The organism is Flavobacteriaceae bacterium (genome assembly GCA_014075215.1).
Classification (GTDB): Bacteria; Bacteroidota; Bacteroidia; order Flavobacteriales; family Flavobacteriaceae; genus Polaribacter.
The window spans coordinates 3,200,610-3,222,651 of the sequence record CP046177.1; the positions used below are offsets into that span (position 1 = coordinate 3,200,610).

The 22,042-nt window shown below is 33.5% G+C and carries 23 protein-coding genes and 2 pseudogenes; 14 read left to right on the forward strand and 11 right to left on the reverse strand.

Annotated features, from left to right (window positions below):
* Nucleotides 1–14: 14 nt before the first annotated feature.
* From GKR88_15900 to GKR88_15915, 4 genes and pseudogenes are all read left to right on the forward strand, one after another.
* On the forward strand, nucleotides 15–956 hold the full coding sequence (locus GKR88_15900; GenBank protein ID QMU65616.1) for a hypothetical protein: 942 nt from the start codon (nucleotides 15–17) through the stop codon (nucleotides 954–956).
* Between the two features lie 23 nt (nucleotides 957–979).
* Nucleotides 980–1,345 (forward strand): annotated as a pseudogene (locus GKR88_15905) (methyltransferase).
* 28 nt (nucleotides 1,346–1,373) lie between these two features.
* A complete protein-coding gene (locus GKR88_15910) occupies nucleotides 1,374–1,571 on the forward strand; it encodes a hypothetical protein (GenBank protein QMU65617.1) in 198 nt (65 codons plus the stop codon).
* Complete coding sequence (locus tag GKR88_15915; protein ID QMU65618.1) at nucleotides 1,559–2,548, forward strand: hypothetical protein; 990 nt, start codon at nucleotides 1,559–1,561, stop codon at nucleotides 2,546–2,548. Before GKR88_15910 ends, GKR88_15915 begins: the two co-directional genes overlap by 13 nt.
* 12 nt (nucleotides 2,549–2,560) lie before the next feature.
* On the opposite strand, the gene recN is transcribed toward GKR88_15915, so the two are convergent.
* The 8 genes from recN to GKR88_15955 all read right to left on the reverse strand — a co-directional run bounded on the left by recN (nucleotide 2,561) and on the right by GKR88_15955 (nucleotide 9,769).
* Nucleotides 2,561–4,216: a DNA repair protein RecN gene (recN, locus tag GKR88_15920; protein ID QMU65619.1), complete on the reverse strand. Its 1,656-nt coding sequence runs from the start codon at nucleotides 4,214–4,216 to the stop codon at nucleotides 2,561–2,563.
* A gap of 124 nt (nucleotides 4,217–4,340) precedes the next feature.
* Nucleotides 4,341–5,231, reverse strand: coding sequence for a DUF4835 family protein (locus tag GKR88_15925; protein QMU65620.1), 891 nt, complete (start codon nucleotides 5,229–5,231; stop codon nucleotides 4,341–4,343).
* On the reverse strand, nucleotides 5,224–6,429 hold the full coding sequence (gene coaBC, locus GKR88_15930; protein QMU65621.1) for a bifunctional phosphopantothenoylcysteine decarboxylase/phosphopantothenate--cysteine ligase CoaBC: 1,206 nt from the start codon (nucleotides 6,427–6,429) through the stop codon (nucleotides 5,224–5,226). The genes GKR88_15925 and coaBC overlap by 8 nt, the downstream gene beginning before the upstream one ends.
* Nucleotides 6,429–6,749, reverse strand: coding sequence for a hypothetical protein (locus tag GKR88_15935; GenBank protein QMU65622.1), 321 nt, complete (start codon nucleotides 6,747–6,749; stop codon nucleotides 6,429–6,431). Before GKR88_15935 ends, coaBC begins: the two co-directional genes overlap by 1 nt.
* 1 nt (nucleotide 6,750) lies before the next feature.
* Nucleotides 6,751–7,575, reverse strand: a complete 825-nt coding sequence (gene bamD / locus GKR88_15940) for an outer membrane protein assembly factor BamD (GenBank protein ID QMU65623.1) — start codon at nucleotides 7,573–7,575, stop codon at nucleotides 6,751–6,753.
* A gap of 135 nt (nucleotides 7,576–7,710) precedes the next feature.
* Complete coding sequence (locus tag GKR88_15945; protein QMU65624.1) at nucleotides 7,711–8,220, reverse strand: ferritin; 510 nt, start codon at nucleotides 8,218–8,220, stop codon at nucleotides 7,711–7,713.
* A 12-nt stretch (nucleotides 8,221–8,232) separates the two neighbouring features.
* A complete protein-coding gene (locus GKR88_15950; GenBank protein ID QMU65625.1) occupies nucleotides 8,233–9,108 on the reverse strand; it encodes a 4-hydroxy-tetrahydrodipicolinate synthase in 876 nt (291 codons plus the stop codon).
* A gap of 163 nt (nucleotides 9,109–9,271) precedes the next feature.
* Complete coding sequence (locus tag GKR88_15955) at nucleotides 9,272–9,769, reverse strand: hypothetical protein (protein ID QMU65626.1); 498 nt, start codon at nucleotides 9,767–9,769, stop codon at nucleotides 9,272–9,274.
* A gap of 622 nt (nucleotides 9,770–10,391) precedes the next feature.
* On the opposite strand from GKR88_15955, the gene GKR88_15960 reads away from it, so the two are divergent.
* From GKR88_15960 to GKR88_15980, 5 genes are all read left to right on the forward strand, one after another.
* Nucleotides 10,392–11,564 (forward strand): ImmA/IrrE family metallo-endopeptidase, encoded by a 1,173-nt coding sequence (locus tag GKR88_15960; protein QMU65627.1) that lies wholly within the window; start codon nucleotides 10,392–10,394, stop codon nucleotides 11,562–11,564.
* Entirely contained in the window at nucleotides 11,564–12,070 is a 507-nt protein-coding gene (locus tag GKR88_15965; GenBank protein ID QMU65628.1) for a DUF4411 family protein, read from the forward strand. The genes GKR88_15960 and GKR88_15965 overlap by 1 nt, the downstream gene beginning before the upstream one ends.
* Before the next feature lie 135 nt (nucleotides 12,071–12,205).
* Nucleotides 12,206–12,937 carry a UDP-sugar hydrolase gene (locus GKR88_15970; GenBank protein QMU66754.1) on the forward strand — a complete coding sequence of 244 codons (732 nt, stop codon included), beginning with the start codon at nucleotides 12,206–12,208 and terminating at the stop codon, nucleotides 12,935–12,937.
* Complete coding sequence (locus tag GKR88_15975) at nucleotides 12,937–13,848, forward strand: bifunctional metallophosphatase/5'-nucleotidase (GenBank protein ID QMU65629.1); 912 nt, start codon at nucleotides 12,937–12,939, stop codon at nucleotides 13,846–13,848. The genes GKR88_15970 and GKR88_15975 overlap by 1 nt, the downstream gene beginning before the upstream one ends.
* Nucleotides 13,849–13,896: 48 nt before the next feature.
* On the forward strand, nucleotides 13,897–14,286 hold the full coding sequence (locus GKR88_15980; protein ID QMU65630.1) for a DoxX family membrane protein: 390 nt from the start codon (nucleotides 13,897–13,899) through the stop codon (nucleotides 14,284–14,286).
* A gap of 46 nt (nucleotides 14,287–14,332) precedes the next feature.
* Here GKR88_15980 and ligA read toward each other — a convergent pair whose 3' ends face one another.
* The 3 genes from ligA to GKR88_15995 form a co-directional block, all read right to left on the reverse strand.
* Nucleotides 14,333–16,330 carry an NAD-dependent DNA ligase LigA gene (gene ligA / locus GKR88_15985; protein QMU65631.1) on the reverse strand — a complete coding sequence of 666 codons (1,998 nt, stop codon included), beginning with the start codon at nucleotides 16,328–16,330 and terminating at the stop codon, nucleotides 14,333–14,335.
* A 192-nt stretch (nucleotides 16,331–16,522) separates the two neighbouring features.
* Nucleotides 16,523–17,965, reverse strand: coding sequence for a glyceraldehyde-3-phosphate dehydrogenase (locus tag GKR88_15990; GenBank protein ID QMU65632.1), 1,443 nt, complete (start codon nucleotides 17,963–17,965; stop codon nucleotides 16,523–16,525).
* A gap of 108 nt (nucleotides 17,966–18,073) precedes the next feature.
* Nucleotides 18,074–18,307, reverse strand: coding sequence for a hypothetical protein (locus GKR88_15995; protein ID QMU65633.1), 234 nt, complete (start codon nucleotides 18,305–18,307; stop codon nucleotides 18,074–18,076).
* A 329-nt stretch (nucleotides 18,308–18,636) separates the two neighbouring features.
* On the opposite strand from GKR88_15995, the pseudogene GKR88_16000 reads away from it, so the two are divergent.
* From GKR88_16000 to GKR88_16020, 5 genes and pseudogenes are all read left to right on the forward strand, one after another.
* Nucleotides 18,637–19,066: pseudogene (locus GKR88_16000) on the forward strand (transposase).
* A gap of 63 nt (nucleotides 19,067–19,129) precedes the next feature.
* A complete protein-coding gene (locus GKR88_16005) occupies nucleotides 19,130–19,480 on the forward strand; it encodes a transposase (protein ID QMU65634.1) in 351 nt (116 codons plus the stop codon).
* A gap of 22 nt (nucleotides 19,481–19,502) precedes the next feature.
* Nucleotides 19,503–20,456, forward strand: coding sequence for a DDE transposase (locus GKR88_16010; GenBank protein ID QMU65635.1), 954 nt, complete (start codon nucleotides 19,503–19,505; stop codon nucleotides 20,454–20,456).
* A 193-nt stretch (nucleotides 20,457–20,649) separates the two neighbouring features.
* Nucleotides 20,650–21,003, forward strand: coding sequence for a transposase (locus tag GKR88_16015; GenBank protein ID QMU65636.1), 354 nt, complete (start codon nucleotides 20,650–20,652; stop codon nucleotides 21,001–21,003).
* Between the two features lie 19 nt (nucleotides 21,004–21,022).
* Nucleotides 21,023–21,976, forward strand: a complete 954-nt coding sequence (locus GKR88_16020; protein QMU65637.1) for a DDE transposase — start codon at nucleotides 21,023–21,025, stop codon at nucleotides 21,974–21,976.
* Nucleotides 21,977–22,042 lie beyond the last annotated feature (66 nt).

Sequence of the window (22,042 nt, forward strand, 5' to 3'; positions counted from 1 at the left end):
AGATAAGTCCCTATATGCAAGACAAAATGATTTATATTGGTCAAAACGATTGTTATGGAGATGGTCATGAAGTTTTATCGAATCTTCTAGGTGTTTCAGTCAATGCGATGCAGCTTTACAGAGTCACAGACTTTTATGGTGGTTTATTAGAGCAAGAAAAAGTATTGGAGGTTGATGCCGTTGAACCTGATATTCTTAAGGTAGATAACCAAGAGTGCATATATGCTATGGTCGATGGGTCGATGCTTTTCACTCGGGAAGAGGCTTGGAAAGAAGTAAAATTAGGCAGAATTTTTAAACAGAGTAGCTGTATGGACATATCAAATAAACGTGGATGGATACGCCATTCGTTGTATGAAGCATATTTAGGCAAAGCTGATAAGTTTACAGATAGAATGGATAGATACTTAGGCTGTTACAGGAGTATTGATAAGCGACTGATTTTTGTTGGTGATGGTGCTAGATGGATATGGAAATGGGTAGATCAACATTACCCTTTTGCCACACAAATATTGGATTGGTATCATGCTTTAGAACATTTACACGATTTTGCTAAGGTTTGTCTCTCTAATCAAGAGTCATATAACAGTTGGGTTGGTCAACAGGAGCAACTACTAAAAAACAGTCAAGTAAATCAAGTCATTGAGAATATCAAAAACTTAGAATTGACAAAGCAAAATCAACGTAAACAACAAAGCCAACTTATCACATATTATACCGAAAATAGGTCGCGTATGGACTATCAGCAATATCAAAATACAGGAGCAGGTATTATAGGATCTGGAGCCATAGAAGCAGCTAACAGGGAGGTTGTTCAAAAAAGAATGAAACTCTCTGGACAACGTTGGTCTAAAATTGGAGCTCAAAATATGCTCACATTAAGAACAACTAAACTGAGTGATAAATGGAACAAAGTAGTTAACCTAATCTGTACTGAGAAAAATAAAGCTGCTTAAAACGACAAAATGTTATGCACCCTGCTGTTTTATCTATGCCAGATGAATTATTTTTTAATTCTAAAGTTGGTGTAGTTTCTTGTATAATGATTTTTAAAGCACATAAACCGCATCCAAAAGGAAAAGAAACTTATTTTGGTTATTATAAAGATGATGGCTTTGTAAAAAGAAAAATTCAAGGAAGATTTGATGCTTTTGGTAGGTGGAAAACCATAAAAGACAAGTGGATTTCAAATTATATGAATAGAAAACAAGAAGCAGGATTTAGTGTAAACAGAGTAGTAACTGCTGATGATGAATGGGTTGCAGAAGCATATATGAAAACAGATTATTCAAAATTGTCAGATGAAGATTTTACGGATACAATTCTAGATTATGTAACTTTTTTATTCAATAATAAAGTAAATATGGAAGATTATGAGTAAAGAAACCAAACCCAAATATTATTGGGCAAAAATGTACAAAGACAAAGAAATTAACTACGAGCTTAAAGTTACAATGGACGATACATATATCTATTTTGTAAGAAATAAAGATGGTGTTTGTGCGTGGCATTGTGGTAGTTTACTTAAAACAGATTATAGGATTTTAGGAATAAGGGAATGCAACGACTAGTTAAAATATCTGATTTGTTTGAAATTAAATACGGTAATAGTCTAGAATTAATAAACTTAGAACAGTGTACGTCTACTGATTATTGCGCAATACCTTTTGTGTCAAGAACAGAAAAAAACAATGGTGTTTCCGCTTATGTTTTTGAATTAATTGACATAGCACCTAACCCAAAACACACGCTTTCCGTTGCTGTTGGAGGTTCCGTACTTTCTACTTTTTATCAACCCAAAGAATTTTATACGGGGTTTCATGTACTTGTTTTATCGCCCAAAAAAAAACTATCTGTTGTAGAAATGCTATTTTATGCTAAATGTATTTCAAGTAATAAGTACAAATATAGCTATGGTAGACAAGCAAATAAAACAATGAAATATCTGCTAATACCTGAAACTGTTCCAAATCGAATTATTGAAAATTTATCAAATTTTAAATCAAGTTTAGAAAATAATCTAAAACAAAAACCTATTCTTAGCAAAAGAATGCATCTTGATATTAGTAATTGGAAATTATTTTCTTTAAGTGATTTATTTACAATTACAGGTAGCAAAACTACTTCCAAACAAGAGCTTGAGGAGATCGGAGAAGGAATGTTTCCGAATGTTACTACTCAGGCAACGAATAATGGTGTAGATAAATTTTATGACATTTATACAGAAGAAGGGAATATCTTAACTGTTGATAGTGCAGTTTTAGGATATTGTTCTTATCAACCTTTAAGGTTTTCTGCAAGTGACCACGTTGAAAAACTAATCCCAAAGTTTAAGATGAATGGTTATGTTGCGATGTTTTTTGTAACCATTTTGAATTTAGAACAGTATCGCTACAATTATGGTCGAAAAGCAAGTCAAACAAGAATGAAATCTATATCAATAAAACTACCTGAAAAAAAAGGCCAACCAGACTTTGAATTGATGGAAAATTATATCAAATCATTACCTTACTCAAGGTCACTAAGGAAGTTATCAACGCTAAACTAAACGGATACTCAATTATAAACTTAGCAATTCTCTGGCATGAATCATCGCACTATCTGAAATATCTTTACCACTTAGCATTTCTGCAATTTCTACGATTCTCTCATCGGTTGAGAGCTGTCTTATATTTGTTGTAGTTATGCCATTCGCAATTTCTTTATATACTTTGTAATGTTGATCTCCTTTTGCTGCAATCTGCGGCAGGTGCGTAATAGCAATTACCTGCATTTTAGTACTCATTTGCTTCATAATGCTTGCCATTTTATTTGAAATTTTGCCGGATACACCTGTATCTATTTCATCAAAAATAATGGCAGGTAATTTTGTGTTTTCAGATAGCACTTTCTTAATAGAGAGCATGACTCTGGAAAGTTCTCCTCCTGAAGCTACTTTTTTTAATTCGCCAAAATTTGCTCCCTTATTAGCAGAAAACAAAAATGACAGAGTATCTTTTCCATTTGAATAATACGTCTCGGAAGGTACTACTTCAATAGAAAATTTTGCGTGTACCATTCCCAGATTTATTAATAAATTTTCTAATTTGTGTTTCAGGTTAGGAATGGCTTTTTTTCTGAATATGGATATATCAGTTGCAATGGCATCGAGATTTGTTTGAACTTTTTGTATGGCTACTTCTTTTTCTTGTATAAGTTCTTCTGCATTTTCTACCTGGCCGATTTTTTGAGATAGTGTTTCATAAACGGTTATTAATTCCGAATCAGATGTTACACGGTGTTTTTTCTGCAGATCGTATAGCAATTGCAGCCTGTCATTGAGTTTTTCTAATTCATTCGGGTTGAAATCTACAGATTCATTTGCATTTTCTAACTCAGAAATAATATCATCTAATTCTATTTTGATACCGGATATTCTGTCTAATAGTTTCTGATATTCTTTTGAAAAAGAAGCTATTTTTGATATGCTGTTTTCTAAGGTAGAAAAACGATTCTGTAAACCTATTTCATCATGAACAGAAAGCTCCAGTGCTCCTGCCAAACTCAATTTGATTTCTTCTATATTGTTTAATTTATCCAGTTTTTCTTCCAATTCGGTTTGTTCATCAACTTGTATGTCTGCTTTTGAAAGTTCTTCAAACAAATGTGTATGGTAATCGTATTGTTGATTTGCTTCTTGCTGGCTTTTTACTAATTCGGCAGATTCTTTTTTTAGGGTATTAAACAGCAGTAATTCACTTTTATACCGGCTTATTTTGCCCTGATTCTCTGCCAAAGCATCGATTACATCAAATTGAAATGCACTATCGGATAATTGCAATGTCTGGTGTTGGGAGTGTATATCAATCAGTTTTAATTTTAGCTCATTCAGGATGGATAATGTTACCGGTGTATCATTGACAAAGGCTCTTGATTTTCCCGATGGTAGAATTTCTCTTCTGATGACGGTATTGGGTTCGTAATCCAAGTCAACCTCTTCAAAAAAATCTTCTATCTTGTAATCTTTGATTTGGAATTGTGCTTCTACAATGCATTTCTTAGTAGTGTCTTTTAGTGTGGTAATGTCAGCTCTATTTCCCAGTACCAAACCTAAAGCGCCTAAAAGTATTGATTTACCGGCTCCGGTTTCTCCGGTTATAGTAGATAATCCTGAAGAGAAATCAATAGATAACTCGTCTATTAAGGCATAGTTGTATATAGATAATGAGTGAAGCAAAAGATTGTTTTATATAAATTACAAATTTTAAATTCACAATTACGAATTTTTATATCTTCAATATCAACTGATTAAATTTAATTTTTGTGAAATTAATTTTTAGACTCAATATAAGAAATTAAAATTAATTAATTTTTCGCCATTTACTACTATTATTCGGCGAGATTTTTCTTAAAACCTGTATCAGGCGTTGTTTGCTTCTTGTGTTGGGGCCATCCGAATACATATTTACTATTTCATCTGATTTTGCATCGAAGAAAACCCGGATTAAAAAATTACTGATTGTTTTATTTAGTAAACTTTCCATAGAAATTACGGAGTTCTCTATACGTTGCTTTGCATTTTTATTATCATTAACCATTTTATCTAACCCATTTCTATGGTAGTTATACAATACACTCCTGTATTGGGTTAGTTTTGTTGATAACAAATTATCTATAAGCATAAATTTGTTTTGATCACCTACTTTATTTTGCCAGGTTGCCAAGCCGCTTTGTTGTGCTTGTAACATACTATTCTCTGCTTGTTTATAATAAGATTGACCTCCTTTTAGTGCAAAAGTATCAGCGTCAACCCCCAGAATAATGTATACATAAAAAGCTATGGTAGAAATTAAATTGGAATCAAATCGGGTGGGGTTATATATTAATTGGTCAAACTCATTATATCTAAAAGAAAAGTCATTGTCTTTTAGATTTAATACGGGCGATGCATACGCAGTTCCAAAAACAGGTCTTGTCGATTGAATCTGAATGGTACCTTTAAACTGGCCGGATTCCCACGAAGTAATGATGATCGTCATTGCGCAATTAATTCTTTCCTGAGGTTTTACATTCCTGGAAGTCCATTTTTTCTGATTGATAAATTCCGAAATAGATTTTTCCAACGTGCTAAAAATTTGCTTATTTGATCCGGGAATTTGATCCGAATTAATCGTTACTAAACAGTTTAGTTCCTGCCCGCTTATAGTTGCCATACAAGCAATAAGAAATATTAAAAAAAGAATTTTACGCATTCATTCTACTTATTATTTCATTTAAAATATCTATAGCCACTTCCTTTTTTTCTTTTAGTTTAAAAGCAGTTGTTTTTAAGCTTTTATCTATAAATGTAATCTTATTTGTGTTTATTGCAAAACCGGCTCCTTTATCATTTAGGGAATTTAAGACAATGGCATCTAGTTTTTTCCGAATTAGTTTTGATGTTGCATTTTCCATTTCATTTTCAGTTTCCAGTGCAAATCCTACCAAAAACTGTTCTTTTTTTATTGCTCCCAGAGAAGCCAAAATATCTTTGGTAGGTTCCAATAATATTTCTAACGAAGCATCTTTCTTTTTTATTTTCCGGTTTACATAATTTTTAGGTTTATAATCTGCTACTGCAGCAGCTAATATGGCTATGTCTACATCATCAAAAAATTGATGCGCGGCTTCGTACATATCATTTGCAGAGAGAACAGGAATTATTTCTACTGATGAATGTTTGAGTTGTTGACTTGTAGGACCGGTTATCAAGAATACCTGAGCTCCTAAATCGGCAGCATTTTTTGCCAGTTCGAAGCCCATTTTACCACTGGAGTGATTCCCTATAAAGCGAACCGGATCAATTGCTTCGTAGGTAGGGCCTGCTGTTAATAGTATTTTTTTTCCTTTCAGCGGTAGTTTGGATATCCAATCTGCCTCTGTAAATGAAACGATATCTTCCGGTTCTGCCATCCTGCCCTCGCCAATCAAACCACTGGCTAATTCACCGCTCACAGCAGGAATCATCGTATTTCCAAACTTCTCCAAGGCTTGCAGGCTTTGTAATGTAGATGGATGTTTGTACATATCCAAATCCATGGCAGGTGCAAAATATACCGGACATTTTGCAGATAAATAAGTGGCTAAAAGCAAGTTATCACAAATACCGTTTGACATCTTAGATAGCGTATTTGCTGTAGCCGGGGCAATCAGAAAGATATCTGCCCATAGTCCAAGTTCAACATGATTATTCCACAATTCATTTTCTTTTTCATAAAAAGCAGTATGAACAGGGTTTTTAGACAGCGTAGACAATGTAAGAGGCGTTATAAAATCTTTTGAGTCAGGAGTCATGATGACTTTAACTTCTGCTCCGGATTTTATAAATAAGCGAACTAAGCTTGCCGTTTTATAAGCGGCAATCCCTGCAGTGATTCCGAGAAGAATTTTTTTACCGTTTAAAACAGACATTATTCAGTGTCCGGGATTCTATAATATACTTTATTTTCTAACCATTCTTCTACAGCAATAGCCGTAGGTTTTGGTAGTTTTTCATAAAATCTGGAAACCTCTATTTGTTCTTTGTTTTCGAAAACTTCTTCCAAACTATCATTATAAGTAGCAAATTCATCCAGCTTTTCTAATAATTCTTCCTTTAAGTCTGAATTAATTTGAGTTGCTCTTTTTGCTATAATAGAGATAGCTTCGTAAATATTTTCAGTGGGTGCTTCTATTGATTGCCTGTTGTAGGTAACTGTAGAAGTAGATGCATTTGTTTCTTTGTAATCCATTTTAACTCTTCTTAACTAATTTCTTTTGTTCTAACTGCAAGTTTGCTAACATTTCGTTAGATTCTTTTAAATATTTTGACTCAGGGAAGGTTTTAATCAGTTTTTGATAGGCTTTTATTGCATTTTTAATTCTTTGTTCTTTTTTTCTTTCCGTACTCCTTAATGCCAAATCATGATGTGCTTTCAGTCTATAATAAAAAGCTTCTTCTTTGTATTGCGTTCCCAGAAAATCCGAAAGTAAATTATCTAAAGCTACTATGGTTGCTTCATAATTTCTAAAATCCTGTTCAGCAGTTTTATAATATGTTTTTGCTATTTCAAATGCTTTTTTTTCCAATTGCAGTCTGGTTTCTTTATAATGCTTATTTGCATCTGCTATTCTTGCAGAATTAGGATAATCATTAATAAATTGTTGGAAAGCATTCAGTGCTTTATAGATATCCGTAGGATCTAAACTGTATACAGGTGAAGACAATTTATAACTGTATGCAGATAAAAAAGCTGCTTCTTCTCTTTTAGAGCTATTCGGATAATTTTTGGTAAATCTGTCAAAATAGTACCCCGATAATATATAGTTTTTTCTATTAAAATTAGATTGCGCCACCATAAATTGAATCCTTTCCATCTGCGGTTTTCCTCTGTAAGTCGGGATTACTTTTTCAAATAATCGCAACGCTTTTTTAAACTCTTTCGCTTCATAAAGCTTTACAGCCAGCTTGTATTGTTCTTCCGAAGTGCCTTTGTTTAATGCTCTCTGATATTCTCCACATGCAAATAAAACGGTACATAAAACTAACAAAAAGATAAAGTTCTTAATTTTTTGCATCGGGCAAAATTAGTAATTAATTATGGATAAATAAAATGGTTTTTTATGCTGTTACTTTGTATACTGCAATAAAATATAAAAACCATAAAATGGATCTAAAAATCTCGCTAAATGTTTGTTAAATCCGAATTAAACTTATATCTCGTTTTCAGGAATCGTAATTAATCTTTTTACATCATTATCAAAAAGGTACAACCCTCCTTTATCATCTCCTATCAAATTGATCTTATCCAATATATTTCTTGCCAGGGCTTCTTCTTCTATTTGCTCGGAGACATACCATTGTAAAAAGTTATGTGTTGCATAATCTTTGTCTTGCAATGTAATCTCAACCAAATCGTTGATAGATTTTGATACTTTTACTTCATGATCAAACAGATTTTGAAACATTTCTTTGAATGAGCCAAAAGAAACCGGTGGTGCTTCCAGTTGAGAAACTTTTGCATGTCCGCCTCTTTCATTGATAAATTTTATTAATTTAAGCATGTGTTGCCTTTCTTCATCAGAGTGTGCATACATAAAGGTGGCAACTCCTTCAAAGCCTTGTGTCTCTGCCCATGATGCCATTGCCAAATATACTTGGGAAGACTCTGCTTCAACGGTTACCTGCATATTCAATGCATCTTCTATTCTTTTAGTTAACATAAGTGTAATAATTTAAAAGTTTTTTACAAAATTAGCAATCTCTTTTTGAAGTGTATCCGACACTCTTACCAAAGGCAAACGAACTTCATTTTTACACAGTCCTATTTCTTTTAAGATCGATTTTATCCCTGCGGGGTTATTTTCTTTAAAAATTAAGCTTATTCCGTCCATTAACCTGTAGTAATATTGATATGCTTCTTTTGCTTTTCCTTCCAGTCCAAGTTGTATCATTTTTGAAAATTCTTTAGGGAATCCTTGCCCCATAACGGAAATTACTCCGGAAGCACCTGCTAAAACAACATCCGGTGCCAGGTCATCATCTCCTGAGATTACTAAAAATTCTTTCGGTCTGCTCTTTATAAGTTCCAGATATTGCAGCACGTTGTTTCCTGCTTCTTTGATCCCGATAATATTCTGAAAATCATTTGCTAAACGAATGGTTGTTGTTGGCAAAATATTGGATGCCGTTCTTCCCGGAACATTATATACGATAATTGGTTTAGGACTTGCTTCGGAAAGCGTTTTATAATGTTGATAAATTCCTTCCTGAGTAGGTTTGTTATAATAAGGGGATACCGAAAGGATTGCATCAAAATATGATAGGTCTGCCGTTTGCATTTCTTCCACTAAAGCTGCAGTATTATTGCCTCCTATTCCGCAAACAAGAGGCAATCTTCCTTTATTTGTCTCTATTACTTTATTTCTGACAGCCAATAATTCATCTCTCGATAATGTAATCGGTTCGCCAGTGGTTCCTCCTACTACCAAGTAATTAATTCCATTATCAATTTGATAATTTACCAGCTTTTCTAACGCTTCAAAATCTACAGAGGTGTCTTCGTTAAAAGGGGTGATCAATGCTACACCGGTTCCTTCGAATTTTTTCATTTTGGTTTTTTAATATACTATTGCAAAATTACTCTTTTTAAAAATGTATGCTCTATAAAATACCATAAAAATATTTGATTGCCCGTATAGAACAATGAGATAATGTAACAATAGGGTAATGGATTGATGTGACTGTTTCAAGTAAGCATTATTTAAACGAATTTTATAAATTGGTTCTTGTCTTGCTTAAAATTTGCAAGTATTTTTTTACTTCATTCAGGTATATGTGAATATCCGAAAAGTCAGTTTGGATTTCCAAATCAAATAGTGAGTCATTTATGTTTGCTATGCCTACTTTAAAAATAGCTTCGGATTTCAAAGTAGTATATTCCAAATATAGGTTTTTTTGGTCAAATACGGTTATTAAAACATCAAATTCTTTTCCTAAAAAAGATTTTAGATCTTCATCAATAACACATCCTTTCCAGTCAAAGCTATTTTCAGAAAAATATTTTTCCGAAAATTCATTTTTCTTATCATATGTTCTATAATTAAGATAGCAGCTATTTTTAGTTTGAAAATTTTCAGCAATCAATGATTGTAAATCCATATTTTTAGAAAGTGTTTCTGTACTTAAAACACCTATTGAAGTAATCGTATTACGATCGGATATTTTTTTAATTATGGATTTTTGCAGTAACTCATTGATTTTTTTTTGCAAAAAGTATCTTTTTATTTTTTTTAACTTCATCAAATAAATAACCAAAAATGTATCTTAGCACAGGGCAAATATAATGAACCGTATGCATTTTATGAAAAAAGAAGTGATCCAAAGCAAATATGAAGAAATAGTACTGGTAATCCTGATCTGATTATCGATTCTATCTTGAGTTGCATAAGATACTTCTGTGAATTGATTGCCTAAATTTAGAACATGATGTAAGAGGTAATGCCAAAAATAATTATAAAGTTATTTAAAGATTGTGTAAGGAAAATTTCAAAGTTTGAGCTATTTTAGTTTTCTTTTTTATAATTGTATGACTACGATTAATAATATCTAATAGGCTTGTTTTCATCGGTATTTTCATTTTTAATCTTTTTTAAAATCCATTATTTTTGACAGAAAATGAACGGCTACCACACATTAAAAGGAATGTAACCGTATTTTAAAAATTCTGAATATAATAGACGAAGTTTTATGGGTCTGCCATTGGGCAGTTTTCCAGTATTGCTGAGTTGTAATTTTTTGACAGTATGAGCGTTTTAAATTCTATTTTATACCTTTGAAAAGTGAGGTTTGATCAAAGAATTTTTGTATAAGAAATCAAAATTGTAAGAAGACAATGGCTGAGAAAGCATTTATAACATCAGAAATTTTAAAGTGGGCACGGGAAACCGCTGATATTTCTATTGAAAGTGCTGCTAAAAAAGTTTTGGTCTCGCCAGAGCGGATTTTAACTTGGGAATCAGGAGATGATTACCCTACAATCCGTCAGGCAAAAATATTAGCCAAAAGTTATCGAAGGCCATTTTCTCTTTTCTTTTTACCTGAAATTCCAAGAGATTTTCAGCCACTACAAGATTTTAGGCGTAATGATTCAAAAAAGCTTGATACCGCTTCGTTATTCATCATACGAGATGTTCAGGAGAAGCAACAGTGGATAAGCGAGTTTTTTGAAGATATCGGAGAAGATGCATTGTCTTTTGTTGGGAAGTATTCCATTAGCGATAGCCCCGAAGTAGTTGCCAAAAATATTCTTGAAAAACTAAATATCAATCCTGGGAATTATAAAAAAAAGTCTATTGATGAGTGGATAGATAAGGCAGAAAAAGCAGGAATATTTATATCTCGCACAAGTTATATTCATTCCAGATTGATTCTTGATAAAGATGTGATTCAAGGGTTTGCCATTGCAGATACATATGCACCTTTTGTATTCATTAATTCGAAAAACTGGAAAGCGCCACAGCTTTTTACGTTAGTACATGAACTTGCTCATATTTGGATAGCACAATCCGGTATATCGAATGAAATCGATATTGATTTTAGAGAAAACCCGAAATCAAAGCTGCATCCTGTGGAAGTGTTCTGCAATCAAGTTGCTGCCAACGCTTTGATGCCTGCTGAAATAATGAACCAACTCGGTAGTGATGTGTTTCAATCGAATCAACAAATTTTTAAACAAGCGAAAGAACTTGGAGTAAGTTCGTTTGCTTTTTTAGTAAGGGCTTTACATCTTAAATTTATTTCTCAGTCCACCTACACATCTTTAAAAGAAGATGCACAAAACGAATTTGAAAAGTTTTTAGAGAAAGAAAGAATACAAAAAGAGAAACAGAAAAAAAGAAAAGATGGTCCTAGTCTTTACCTTCTTCGATTGCAAAAAAACAGCAAGTTATTTACAAGAATTGTTATGGATTCTTTTCATAACGGTTCATTGCCACCCTCTACAGCCAGTAATCTTTTAAATACACAAATCAATAAGTTTCAAAAATTTGAAAAACTCCTGGCCTGATGTTTGAAGAAGATCATATAAAATACTGCGTTGATGCGAATATGCTGATTCAGGCTTGGCAAAAATATTACTCCCCTACAATTTGCCCTTCGTATTGGGATGTTCTAAACGAGTTAGGAAAGAAAGGAATCATTTTTGTTCCGGAGTTGGTATATGAAGAAATTGAAAAAGGAGAAGATGATTTGTATAAATGGTTAAAAAATAGTGACATCCCGATTAAAAAAATTGATATGGCAGTTACAAACTGCTTAAAAAAGATATATGCTGCCAATCCCAACCATCAGTATTTGGTTTCCAGTAATCAAATTCATTCCAAAGCAGACCCTTGGGTAATTGCCCATGCCATGAATGAAAATGCTGTAGTTGTCACCAAAGAAAAAAAGGATTTTATCAAACGACAAACCAAAATAAAAATCCCTCATATCTGTGACAATATGGGAGTTCGCTGGATGGATGATTTTGAGTTTGTAAAAGAGTTGGATATAAAGTTTGTTTGTTCATTGTAAGTATTAGCATTAAAAAAACCAGGTAAATAACTTTTCTAAAATAAAAAGAATTATTCTTTATACATGAGAGAACAAAACTTTCTTTTAAAACACTGCGAAAACAACATTATTTTTTTGAGAAAAATAGCAGTTAGTATGATGTTGGTAGTGTTTCTTTTTTATTCATGTAAAAATGCTTCGCATAGGAATACAAGGATTGAAGCAAAAACCATTGCCATTGACAGCAGTTTGAAGAGTGATGCTTCTTATATCCGGTTCATTGAACCTTACAGAGAGCAAATGATTACTAAAATAAATACTATCTTAACATATGCTTCAAAAGATCTCGTACGAACAGATGGAAACAGGCAAAGTTCTTTGGGAAATTTAATGGCAGATTTGTGCTATGAAAGAGCAAATCCCTTATTCGAGAAGCAATTTGGTAAAACTATTGATTTTGCAATGTTTAATTACGGTGGTATTCGTTCCGGAATTTTTAAAGGAAATGTAACTTATAGAAATGTGTTTGAATTAATGCCTTTTGAAAATACTTTTGTGGTAGTTGAACTTTCAGGCGAAAAAGCAAAGGAACTCATTCATTATTTTATAAAGAATAAAAAGGCACACCCTTTGTCAAAACAAGTGATACTTTCCATTGACGGAGAAGGGTATGCATTAAAAATTGGCAATGAGTTATTCGATAGTAAGAAAACATATCGTGTACTCACCTCTAATTATTTGCAATCCGGCGGAGATCGAATGGATTTTTTTAAAAACCCGATTAAGTTATATAAATTAGCTTATAAAGTCCGTGATGCCATTACAGATTATTTTAGAGTGACGGATACTTTAGCTGCTACATTAGACAACCGTGTAACCATTAAATAATGAACAGAAGAGCCTTTATTAAAAAATCAGCAGTAGCTTCTTTGGTTATTTTAGGAGGAACGTCTTTACCTTCTTTTACAGATAGAAAAAGCAAGCATATTACCGTGCTTCATACGAATGATACACATAGCCAGATAGAGCCTTTTGAAAAGAACCATTATAGATATTCAAATAAAGGAGGGGTTGCCAGAAGAGCTACATTGATAGCATCTATCCGAAAAGAAAACCCCAATACATTATTACTAGACGCTGGTGATATTTTTCAGGGGACGCTTTATTTTAATTACTTTGGAGGTGAGTTGGAGTTTAAATTGATGAGCATGTTAAAATATGATGTGGCTACTATAGGCAATCATGACTTTGATAATGGAATCGACGGTTTTTTTAAACAACTGCCTCATGCGAATTTTGATTTTGTTTCGGCTAATTACGACTTCACGAACACTGTTTTAGATTCACACGTAAAACCCTATAAAATTATTTATAAAGATGGGGTAAAAATCGGAGTTTTCGGTTTGGGAATTGCATTAAAAGGTTTGGTAGAAAAAAGTTTATATAAAGAAACTGTTTATTTGGATCCTATTGAGGTTTCGCAGGATATCAGTAGTATTTTAAAAGAGAAAGAAGCACGTGATCTCGTAATCTGCCTTTCACATTTGGGTTATTACTACAAAAGATCTCCTGATAACATCTCGGATTTAAATTTGGCAAAAGCCACCAAAAATATTGATCTGATTATTGGAGGGCATACACATACTTTTTTACCTAAACCTACTATTGTTAAGAATAGTAATCATGAAAACATACTTGTAAATCAGGTGGGTGCTTACGGAATAAATGTAGGTAGAATCGATTTTTATTTTAATGAAAAAAACGAAAAATATGCTACCGGCAAAACAATTTTAGTGTAATTTTAATTCTTTTTTTCGTCTAAGAGGGAAGTTTTAAATTAACCATAAATGAAAAAATATTTCCCTTTAGCCCTAAAATTGATTGCTGCAATAATTATGTTGCAGACCTTATTTTTTAAATTCACAAATGCTCAGGAGAGTATTGATTTGTTTACCAAAATTGCCGGTGAAAAGGAAGCACTAATGAGGATAGGTACGGGAATAATAGAACTCATTGCTTTTATATTGCTTTTCATTCCGAAAAAGACATGGCTTGGAGCTTTATTGACTTTCGGGACTATGTCCGGAGCAATTATATCTCATCTTACAATTATAGGGATTGTTCATAATAATGACAGCGGTGCATTGTTTATAAGTGCAATGGTTGCCTTTATGGCAAGTGGCATGTTATTAATTCAATATAAAAGAGATATTCCTTTTATTGGAAGCCGGGTCTGATTTATCTGAAACTCAAAACTCATAACTTTCTAACTTTTCAACTGTATTAGTGTATCATACGAATAAAATCGTGTTCGGAAATAATTGGTACTCCCAAGTCTTCTGCTTTTGCTTTTTTGCCAGGCCCCATATGATCTCCTGCAACTACGTAATTTGTTTTTTTGGAAATGGAAGAGGTTACCTTTCCTCCGTTATCTTCGATAGCTTTTTTGAGTTCATTCCTGTTCATCTGATGGAAAACGCCCGAAACTACAAACACCTTTCCTTCTAATTTAGTTGTCTGATTTTCCAGGTCTTTAGCAGCAACCTGCATTTGTATTCCGTAAGATTTTAACCTGTTTATAAGCTCAATATTGCTCAAATTATTAGAAAAATCCACAATGCTTTGTGCAATTCTGTCTCCTATTTCGTCTACAGCTGTTAGGGTTTCAAAATCTGCGGACAATAAATTGTCAATTGATTTGAAATGCTTGGCTAATTTCTTAGCTACCGTTTCTCCAACAAATCTGATTCCCAAAGCGAATAATACTTTTTCAAACGGAATTTCTTTTGATTTTGCTATTCCATCGATGGTGTTTTGCGCTGATTTTTCTGCCATTCGTTCCAGAGGGATCAGTTGCTCTGCCTTTAAATCGTATAAGTCTGCATAGCTTCTTATGAGTCCTTCTTTACGCAATAAATCTACTGTTTCACCTCCCAGACCATCAATATCCATTGCTTTTCTGCTGATATAATGCTGAATTCTACCTGTTATTTGAGGAGCACAACCAAATTCATTTGGGCAATAGTGCTTGGCATCGCCTTCGGTTCTTATCAGTTCGGTATTGCATTCCGGGCAATGGATTGCATAAACAACAGGTTTTGAATTTTCCGGTCTTTTTGTAATATCCACAGCAATAATTTTAGGAATAATCTCTCCTCCTTTTTCAACAAAAACCGTGTCATGTATTCGAATGTCTAACTTTGCTATCTGATCTGCATTGTGTAAAGATGCTCGTTTTACAGTAGTTCCTGCTAACTGTACCGGCTCGAGTCCGGCTACCGGTGTAATAGCTCCTGTTCTGCCAATCTGGTATGTAATTTCACGCAATATAGTGGATACTTGTTCCGCCTTAAATTTATAAGCCATTGCCCAACGCGGAGATTTGGAAGTATATCCCAGTTCTTCTTGCTGTTGTAAGTTATTTACTTTGATTACCACGCCATCTGTCTCATAGGGTAAATCATGACGTTTCTTATCCCAATGGTTCACAAAATCGAATACTTCATCAGTGGTTTTTGCCAGGATGATAGTATCCGGAACTTTAAAACCTGTTTTTCTAGCTGCTTCTAAGCCTTCATAATGGGTAGTATATTTTCTTTCGTCGGTTACAGCCTGATATAGCAGGCAATCCAAAGGGCGTTTGGCTACTTCATTACTATCTTGAATTTTCAAGCTTCCGCTTGCTGTATTTCTGGGGTTTCGATAGGGTTCTTCTCCGTTAGCAACTCGGATTTCATTCATCTTTTGAAAACCATCTAATGGCAGAATGATCTCTCCGCGCATTTCAAAATCGGAAACAAAATCTTCATGGAGCACTAATGGTATTGATTTAATGGTGCGGATGTTGGTTGTAACCTCATCCCCCTGAAAACCGTCACCGCGAGTTACTGCTCTAACAAACCTTCCGTTTTCATACGTCAGACTGATGGAGGCTCCGTCATATTTTAGCTCACAGGTGTACTCAATGTTTTTTGTATCTAACATCTTTTGAATACGTTTCTCCCAATCTAACAGATCTCCTTTTGAGTACGAATTATCTAAAGAATACATCCTGTTTTTATGTACAATGGTTTCAAAAATTTTTGTTATCCCTCCTCCCACTCTTTGTGTGGGTGAATTGGCATCAAAAAATTCCGGATTTTCTTTTTCCAACTGCTCTAATTCTTTGAGTTTACTATCAAATTCATAGTCAGAAATCGTTGCATTGTCCAGTACATAATAGTTATAATTATGCCGGTGTAGTTCTTCTCTAAGGAATTGTATTTTCCGTTCTATACTCATTATATATAAATTACAAACTTTAAATTCACAATATTAGTTAACTGATTGAAAAATTAAAAAATTGAAAGATTGAAAAATTCCCGAATCAATTCTGCAAAGGTCTCATTATTTTATTTTTTTAAAATAACTTGAGGTTTTTAACTTTTAAATGAGTTCATTGTATATGTATCTAAATGGGCATTCAACTATTTATTAATAATAGGTATATCTTCTTACTTTAGCTATGTATTTCGCCAAACGTATTACCTGATGAGAATATCCGTATTCATTGTCATACCAAATATAAATAACAACGGTATTCCCGTTTGTAATGGTAGCTTTACTGTCAAAAATAGACGGTGCCGTAGTGCCAATAATATCCGAAGATACCAATTCGTTATCTAATGAATATTTTATTTGTTCAACCAAATCTCCTTCCAAAGCATTCTGTTTGAGCATAGCATTTAGTGTTTCGGTAGTTACATTTGTATGTAATTGTAAACTTAAGATGGCTAATGACCCGTTAGGCACAGGTACCCGAATGGCATTTGATGTTAGTTTTCCTTCTAAGGCAGGTAAGGCTTTTGTTACTGCTTCTCCGGCTCCTGTTTCGGTAATTACCATGTTTAGTCCTGCTGCTCTACCTCTTCTGTATTTATGGTGCATATTATCTACTAAATTCTGGTCATTGGTATATGCATGAATTGTTTCCAAATGTCCTTTGATAATTCCGTAATTATCTTCTATAACTTTTAAAACAGGAGTAATTGCATTGGTGGTACAAGATGCTGCCGAGAAAATATCAGTCGTATCAGGATTGTATTCTTTATGATTTACACCATGTACAATATTAGGTATGCCCTTCCCAGGTGCTGTTAATAATACTTTGGCTGCTCCTTTTGCTTTTAAATGCCTGCTCAGTGTTTCTTTACTTCTAAATGCTCCCGTATTATCTATAATCAATGCATCTTTGATTCCATATGCCGTATAGTCAATTTCTTCCGGTGTGTTTGCAGAAATCATTTTCACAGTAGTTCCGTTAATGATTAGTGTATTATTTTCCACATCGGTTTGTACCGTTCCCAGGAAATCTCCATGTACCGAATCTATGTTTAATAGCGAAGCTCTTTTTTCTAATACGGTTTGGTTAATTTCTCCTCGCGTAACAACAGCTCTTAATCTCAACTGAGTTCCTTTTCCCATTTTTGACATCAGTTCTCGGGCTAATAACCTGCCTATCCTGCCAAAACCATATAATACCACATCTTTAGGTTTGATATTTTGTGCCTCGGTTACATTTTTTAGTTGATTTTTTATAAATGTTATTTTGTCCTTGCAACCGCCCATATCCAGATAACATTCGTAGGCAAGCTTACCGATATCTAATTTTGAAGAAGGCAGTTTTACCTGCTTAATAGCTCTGGCTATTTCCAAAGCATCGTAGATGGTAATCGGTTTTATAACAAATTCTTTGGCATAGCCAATTAAATTTAAAACTTCACTTGCTCTTTTGTCTACCAACGGGTTCCTGAATAACACCAGTTCTATGGATTTATCATACCATAAGTCGTTTACAATATTTATAAATTCAATGGTAGCTCTTCTTGTTTGAGCCTGTACGGTAACTTCTTTTTCGTAATTTGCTATTATTGACATATTATGTGTGAAATTAAAAATTAAATGCTGCCGCAAAAGTATTAATTTCAAACGATTTCGTACATCTTTTTCTGTGAAAGTCTGAAGTTTGAAAGTTCGGTTTTTTTACTAAGCTTTTTTATCTGATTCCGAACCACACTGATGTGAAAAAGAATAAGTACCTGTTAGTTCATTGTCGTAATAGGTTTTGTATGTTCCGTCAGAATTAAAAACTAGCTTAACTCCTGGCTCATCTTCTGCAAGCCAAGTTCCAATGATTGCTGTTTGTATATCAGACTGCGGAGCTTGTGCTTTACACCCTATAGGTATTAAAGTCATTATCATAAATATTGCTAAATACAAAAATTTTAAATGAGTTCAGTTACTACAATTTTTAATGCTGCTTTTCTCATCATTTTTAAATCATTAAAAAAAGGGCAGTATATTATAATTGTACTACCCTTGAATTTTATCTAATACTTCATTCAAAATACCAATAAACATCATATTTCAATATCACATCTTTTGATATTTTTTCTAAAAAAAATTCGAAAACATGATATTTAAAATTGTTCAGATATTGGTCTTTCGCAAAATTTTTGTTTATGAAGTGATTTAAACTTTTTTTAACAATAAAACAGGGTTGTTGATATTTGCGTTGCAAAGCGTAAATAATTTAAAAACAACCCCTTATGTACACAGTACTAGATAAAGATACAATAGAAATGGAAATAGTTCCACTTATTCCAAAAACAAAACGAGGTTTTCCACCTACTGTTCCATTAGTTGAGATTGTCAATGCAATTCTCTACAAGCTAAAGACAGGTGTTCAATGGAATCAGTTACCCGTCAAAACATTGTTTGAAGGGGAATCCTTGACTTGGAATACTGTACACTACCATTACAGGAAGTGGTGTTTGTCCGGTATTTTAAAGCAAAGTTGGATTGAGCCACAAGAAGGAGCCAGACCTTTCAAGTGTGGACTTAGACGGGAGTCATACACCAGCGATAAGAGGTGGTGATCAGGTTGAATATCAAGGGAGGAAAAAGCGTAAGACCACTAATGCTCTTTATTTAACTGATAGACAGGGTCTACCATTAGCAATGAGTGAGCCGATATCGGATCAATCTCAAAAGTTGTGTGTGAATTTAAAATAGTATTGTGATCTTTGTAAAAAAAGGAGGTTGGATACTTATATAGATTTACTAAAATTAATTTTACCAGAGTTGTTAGTTGAACATTTTGATTTGTCAAAACATAGTGTTGAAAATGAAGTGATGCATTTGTATTTTGAAGAACGTAACATAGTTCCCAAAGAAGAATCAGAACGTATCTTGATAGCTCACGGATTTCATAAAGAGCTTACCATTCAAGACTTTCCATTACGAGGCAACACAGTATATCTTCACATTAAACGTCGTAGATGGTTAGATAGGAAGACCAAACAAATTGTACAAAGAGATTGGAATTTAGTAGCACAGGGGACTCGAATGACAGAGCAGTTCGCTGCTTTTTTAAAAGAAATTAGTAGATAGAGAAACCAGTGATTGTAGAACTATAGGTAGATTTTACGGAGTTGATGGTAAAAAACTTGGACGTCAATATCGTGATTATTTAAGTGAGTTTAAACAATGGAAACAAAAAAAACATGCTAAAGAGTGGCATGTTTTTCCTGAAAATATAGGTGCTTATTTATCTATTGATGAAACAGCATTGTCTAAAGGAGAACTCTACACCATTATTACCAATAAAAAAGCCAAAGGTAAAAAAGGAGCTATTGTAGGGGTTTTTGCAGGCACTAAGATAGAACCCATTATAGAACAGTTACTTAAAATATCCTCTAAAAAAAGAAACAAAGTCAAAGAAATTACACTAGATATGGCGAACTCTATGAAAAATATAGCCAAAACATGTTTCCCTAAGGCCATACAAGTAACTGATAGATTCCATGTGCAAAAACTAGCTCTAGAAGCGCTACAAGATATTAGAATAAAACATCGATGGAATGCAATAGACCTAGAAAATGACCTAATCAAGTTAGCAAAAACAAAAGGTAAAGAGTATCAACCTGAGATATTTGACAATGGGGACACTAGAAAACAACTCTTAGCTAGAAGTAGATATTTACTCTATAAATCTCCTGAAAAATGGACACAAAATCAATATCTAAGAAGCAAAATACTTTTTGAAAAATATCCTGATATTCAAAAGGCTTTTAACTTAAATCAGAGCCTTAGAAATATATTCAATACAGCTAAATCAATACAAATTGCATATACAAAACTAGCACATTGGTATAATGATGTAGAAAAATCTGGTTTTAAAGCTTTTAATACAATAGCAAATACAATTTCTATAAATTATCGGTCAATACTCAATTATTTTATCAATCGGAGTACAAATGCTTCTGCTGAATCTTTTAATGCTAAGATTAAAGCCTTTAGAGCGCAGTTTAGAGGTGTTAAAAATGTAGAATTCTTCCTGTTCAGATTAACACAAATTTTTGCCTAAAACACAACAATTAGTCTTGATCCCCGATAGGATCAGTCACAAAAGTTGTGTGTGAGTTCAGATGAAGATTAATTGTTAATTGAAGATTGAATGAAGTGTGTCTTTGCGAGTGAAACGAAGCAATTAGGGATCAGGGTCAAAAGTTTTGTGTGGATTGAATTAAAGTTTTGATCTTTGTAAAAAAAAACAGAGATTGGAATTATCCTTAGACCTTTTAAAATTCATCTTACCTGAGATGCTCGTAGAACATTTTGATTTGGTAAGACACACTCATCGAAATGAGGAACTTCATTTGTATTTTGAAGAGCGTAATGTTGTTCCTAAAGAAGTCATAAATCCTAATGTAATTGCTCATGGTTTCCACAAAGAGATTACTATTGAAGACTTTCCTTTGCGTGGAAACACTGTGTATCTTCACGTAAGGCGACGTAGATGGTTAGATAAAGAGACTAGGCAAATCATTCAAAGAGATTGGAATCTAGTAGCTCAGGGAACTCGCATGACAGGTGAGTTTGCTGCTTTTTTAAAAGAGATTAGTCGATACTGAGAAGAGTGATTGCAAAACCATTGCAAGAATCTATGGCGTGAATGGGAAGAAGTTCCAAAGGCAGTATCGAGATTATTTGAGTGAGTTTAAACAGTGGAAGGAAAAGTCTCATGCCAAAGAGTGGTTGATCTTCCCTGAGAATATAGGAACTCGATTATCTATCGACGAAGTAGCCTTATCAAAAGGAGAACTCTACACCATCGTTACCAATAAAAAAGCTAAAGGAAAGAAAGGAAGTATTGTGGCGATCATAGCTACTACCAAAGCAGAACCTATTATCAAACACCTATTTAAAATCTCATCTGCGAAAAGAAACAAGGTCAGAGAAATTACCCTAGATATGGCGAACTCCATGAAGCTGATTGCCAAACGGTGTTTCCCCAAAGCCATACAAGTAACCGATAGATTCCATGTACAGAAACTAGCTCTAGAAGCACTTCAAGAAATTAGGATCAAACATCGATGGGAAGCCATAGATACAGAAAATGAACGGATCAAACTTGCCAAAACCAATAACAAAGAATATTACCCTGAAATATTAGAAAATGGAGATACCATAAAGCAACTCTTGGCTAGAAGCAGATACTTACTCTACAAAGCACCAAGTAATTGGACAGAAGATCAAAGAGTAAGAGCTAACATCCTCTTTAAAAGATATCCTGATATCAAAACAGCTTTTAAGCTCGTACAAGGACTTAGAAATATCTTCAACACAGCAAACTCAATACAAGTCGCTTATACAAAACTAGCGCATTGGTATAAAGATGTAGAACAAACAGCATACAAGGCTTTTAATACCATAGCAAACTCTATCAGGCTTAACTATAGATCAATATTGAATTACTTCATTAATAGAAGTACTAATGCAGCGGCAGAATCTTTCAATGCCAAAATCAAAGCCTTTAGATTACAATTTAGAGGGGTCAAAAACACAGAATTCTTCCTCTATAGATTAACTACAATTTTTGCATAAACACAACAATTAGTCTTGATCCAAAAACTGCCTCAAAATCCAAAAAATAGCTAAAAAATCCATGAT